This is a genomic window from Candidatus Egerieousia sp. (assembly GCF_056211015.1).
This window is the reverse complement of sequence record NZ_JBAELF010000137.1, coordinates 1-3,579: the sequence shown is the minus strand read 5'-3', so window position 1 is coordinate 3,579 and position 3,579 is coordinate 1. Positions and strand designations below refer to the sequence as shown.

The 3,579-nt window shown below is 47.5% G+C and carries 3 protein-coding genes; 1 reads left to right on the top strand and 2 read right to left on the bottom strand.

The window, feature by feature from the left end:
* On the bottom strand, nt 1-1,318 hold a 1,318-nt coding region (locus tag AC06L3_RS09020; protein WP_475670292.1), incomplete at its 3' end, for a C69 family dipeptidase.
* A gap of 228 nt (nt 1,319-1,546) precedes the next feature.
* On the opposite strand from AC06L3_RS09020, the gene AC06L3_RS09015 reads away from it, so the two are divergent.
* Nucleotides 1,547-2,713 carry a dipeptide epimerase gene (locus AC06L3_RS09015; RefSeq protein WP_475670291.1) on the top strand — a complete coding sequence of 389 codons (1,167 nt, stop codon included), beginning with the start codon at nt 1,547-1,549 and terminating at the stop codon, nt 2,711-2,713.
* Nucleotides 2,714-2,772: 59 nt separating this feature from the next.
* Here AC06L3_RS09015 and AC06L3_RS09010 read toward each other — a convergent pair whose 3' ends face one another.
* Complete coding sequence (locus tag AC06L3_RS09010; RefSeq protein WP_475670290.1) at nt 2,773-3,195, bottom strand: efflux RND transporter permease subunit; 423 nt, start codon at nt 3,193-3,195, stop codon at nt 2,773-2,775.
* Between the last annotated feature and the right edge of the window lie 384 nt (nt 3,196-3,579).

Here is a 3,579-nt window from a genome sequence, read left to right as displayed (position 1 = left end):
CACGGCACTGGGCAACCCAGGAATATGAACACTGAATAACAGCAACCGTCCTGCGGTTCTTCACTACAGGAGTGAACTCTATCTTCTGGCCTTTCTTGAGATTCTTCCTGTCAGCTACCATTGCCTCAGCCTCCTCCTTGAGCACGAACTTGTTGAGCATTGCGCGAACATCGGCGCTCATGAACGGAGAAATAGGAACAACTTCCTCGTCGTACTCATTGTACTTGCTGAAAGGATATGGGTCGCTGTCCTGAATCTTGTCCCTGCGATGAACCTTTATCTTGAGATTGTCGGTAACATCATAACGGCCTGTTCCTTCGTATGTCATCCTGTAGAAAGAGAACATCTGTTCAGGGCTCACCTTCTTCTCAGGCACAATTGAGAACGGGAATTCATCCCAGTTCTTTGGAAGACCGTCTGCATCAAGTTCCATGTTCTCGAACTGCTTAGGAGCCAGTTCCTTGAAAATCATATATTCCCTTATGCTGAAAGGACGTCCGTCGCCAACCAGTTTCCAGAATACGAGAGGGCCCTTGCCGTCCCAGACCTTGTACTGCTTAGCCTTCTCCTTCACGTTCTTGCTCCACATGAAGTTAGCAGGATCATCAAAATCAATCGTACCTATCCTTGCAATGTTGGCAGAAATTCCAACGTGGTCATCAGGAATTCTCTGGGCAGCCCATATTGCTCCAGGTTCGCCCTCGCCGGGACCGTTTATCTCAAAATGCCATACTTCGTTCTTGTCGGCCACAGTGAGGCACTCGCCCCAGTCGCAATAGCCGTATTCCTCGGCAACCTTGCCCATTATTTCAATTGCTTCACGGGCGGTGGATGCATATTCCAGACCTATTCTCTGAAGCTCCTCAATCCAGAAAATACCCTTCCTGTTTATAAGTTCAAGTCTTCCGTCGAATGTGGTTTCGCCGATTGCAACCTGCTTCTCGTTCATGCAAGGATATGCTGTATTGAGGAATCTGTATGTATCCTGCTTTGGTGGAACAATAGAACCGGTTACAGTTGCAATCCTGTTGTCCCAAGGCTCCTCCCTGCGGAAAGCATAATAATATACGTCCTCTTTCTGGCCAGGCTCAAAATGTTTGCGCGGCTCCATTGTCACGTATGTCCTGTAATATGAATCACAGGCGTGTGCGGTCATCACAGAACCGTCGGTTGAGGCTTTCCTGCCAACCATCACGGAAGTGCAGCTTCCAACAAAGGAAGGATCGTCATCGTACGCATAAACATCGGTTTGTGCTTTGGCGTTAAGGCAACAGAGCAGCATTGCGCCAAAAAGGGAAATAAAAATTGATTTTTTCATAGTTATATTGTTAAATTTTCTTCAGATTTAGAGCATCCTTAATCGGCAAATTTAATCAATTTGAGGCATATTGTCAAACCAAAGCCTCCAAATAGATTTTTATACAACATATTTGGAGTATTGAAAGGCTTTTTATAATTTTATGCAATATTTACGATGGTGGCGCTTCAAGAGCCATGGCAAGTCACCATCAGGGTAGAAGAAAATTAACTTAAAAAAAGATATAAAATGAGCACACGTAGAGGATTTTTGAAAACCGCAGGTCTGCTGACAGCGGCAGCTGCTCTCTGGCAGCCTTCAGACCTTTTTGCAAAAGACCCTGTAAGCAAAGGCGGCAGCAAGAAGCTGGAGCTGGCATGGGAGGATTTCAAAGGCATAATGAAGTTCACCTTCCACATTTCAGGTTCATCCAGGACCTTCACCCCTATTGTAATCACCAGAATCACCTGGGACGGTCACGTTGGTTACGGTGAGGCTGCAATGCCTCCTTATCTTGGTGAGACACAGGCTTCATGCCACGAATTCTACAAGAAAGTCGTATCCGATGTCTTCCCTAAGTTCGACAATCCTTTCCAGATTGAGGACATAATGAAGGCCGTTGACAAACTCACAACCAACAACACTGCGGCAAAAGCTTCAATAGACATTGCCCTCCACGATCTTTGCGGTAACATAATGGGCCAGCCTTGGTGGAAGATGTGGGGATTCGATGCAAAGAAAGCTCCTTACACCTGTTACACCATAGGTTACGATGAGTCGGATGAGAAACTTCAGGAGAAACTTGAAGAAGCCAACTGGAACAAGATAATCAAGGTCAAGCTCGGCATGACAGAGAAGGAGGACAAGAGAATGATTGAGTTCATCCGCGCACGTGACAACAGGAATATAGTCATTGATGCAAACCAGGGATGGGGTGACAAATACTATGCTCTTGACATGATTCACTGGCTCAAGGAAAAAGGCGTTACAATGATAGAGCAGCCTATGAGCAAGTACAATCTCGATGAGATTGCCTGGATTACCGAGCGCAGTCCGCTTCCTGTAATGGCTGATGAGTCCTGCCAGCGCATTTACGACATTCCAAAACTGAAAGGTGCCTTCACAGGTATCAATATCAAGCTGATGAAATGTACAGGTCTTTATGAGGCGCGCCAGATGATTACTATGGCCGAGCAGAACCACATGAAACTTATGGTTGGCTGTATGACCGAAACATCCGTTGCAATTTCAGCGGCCGCTCAGATTTCTCCAAAGATGGAGTGGGCTGATCTTGACGGCAACTACCTCCTCGGCAACGACTGCTTCAACGGCATGAAACTCGTTGACGGCCGCATAACCCTTGAGGACAAACCAGGCCTCGGCCTCAGCAAGAAACCGGGCATCATAAAGCTCTAGTTTTCAGCTCGGATATTGACCACTTACTTACAACAGGTTGCTCATAGCAGCCTGTTGCTTTATTTCCCTCCTTTCATCAAGAACACCGGCAGATAGAAAACAAGTGCGATGATTGAGAACAGCAAACCGGAAATTGTTCCCAAGGCAAAGTCAAACCAGAACGCCTCGTCGGGGCCATCGGAGAGGAAAGGAACCAGGCCGAGGACCGTTGACAGAATGGTGAGGGAAATCGGCCACAGCTTCAAATCGAACGCCCTTATGAAACCCGCCAGTTCATTACTGCGGGCATTCCGCTTTCCTGTCCATGAAGACACCAGATATATGCCTGCATTTACTGTGATTCCGGCAAGTACGACGAATGACGCATATCCGCCCTCGTCAAAGGAGACATCGGACAGGCCGAAGGCCAGGAACAGCCCTATGAACGATATCGGTATAAGCCATCGTGCATCACCCTTGTATATTCCGAATCGATGTCGCACATGGCAAGACGCACAGGAGAATGCTCAACATTGCCGAAAACCGTGTGTTCTCTCGGCCATTTGGAGAAAAACGGCTGAAGAATCCTGAGCAGAATGAGCTGAGTTAAACATTTCGTACAGGAAATGTGCCAATCCTGTACGGAGCGAGCAAAAACAGGCGTTTCGTACAGGAAAAGGCGAAATCCTGTACGAAACGGAGTTGCTGATTGGCAGAAGCACTGTGGCACCGCCGCTGGCCTTATATCCAAGCCAGCGGCTACAGCAGGAAGCGCTGCATGGAGCTTTCAAGGGCTCCATTTGCGCTCCCGCTGTTGCCAGGCCTTTTCGTTCGCAAATATTTTTGAATAATACGCACCCAAACTTATGTTCCCGACAACAAACGGT

What these genes read in the sequence shown, in the direction of transcription:
- AC06L3_RS09015 (WP_475670291.1), top strand. Translation starts at nt 1,547, where the DNA reads ATGAGCACACGTAGAGGATTTTTGAAAACCGCAGGTCTGCTGACAGCG.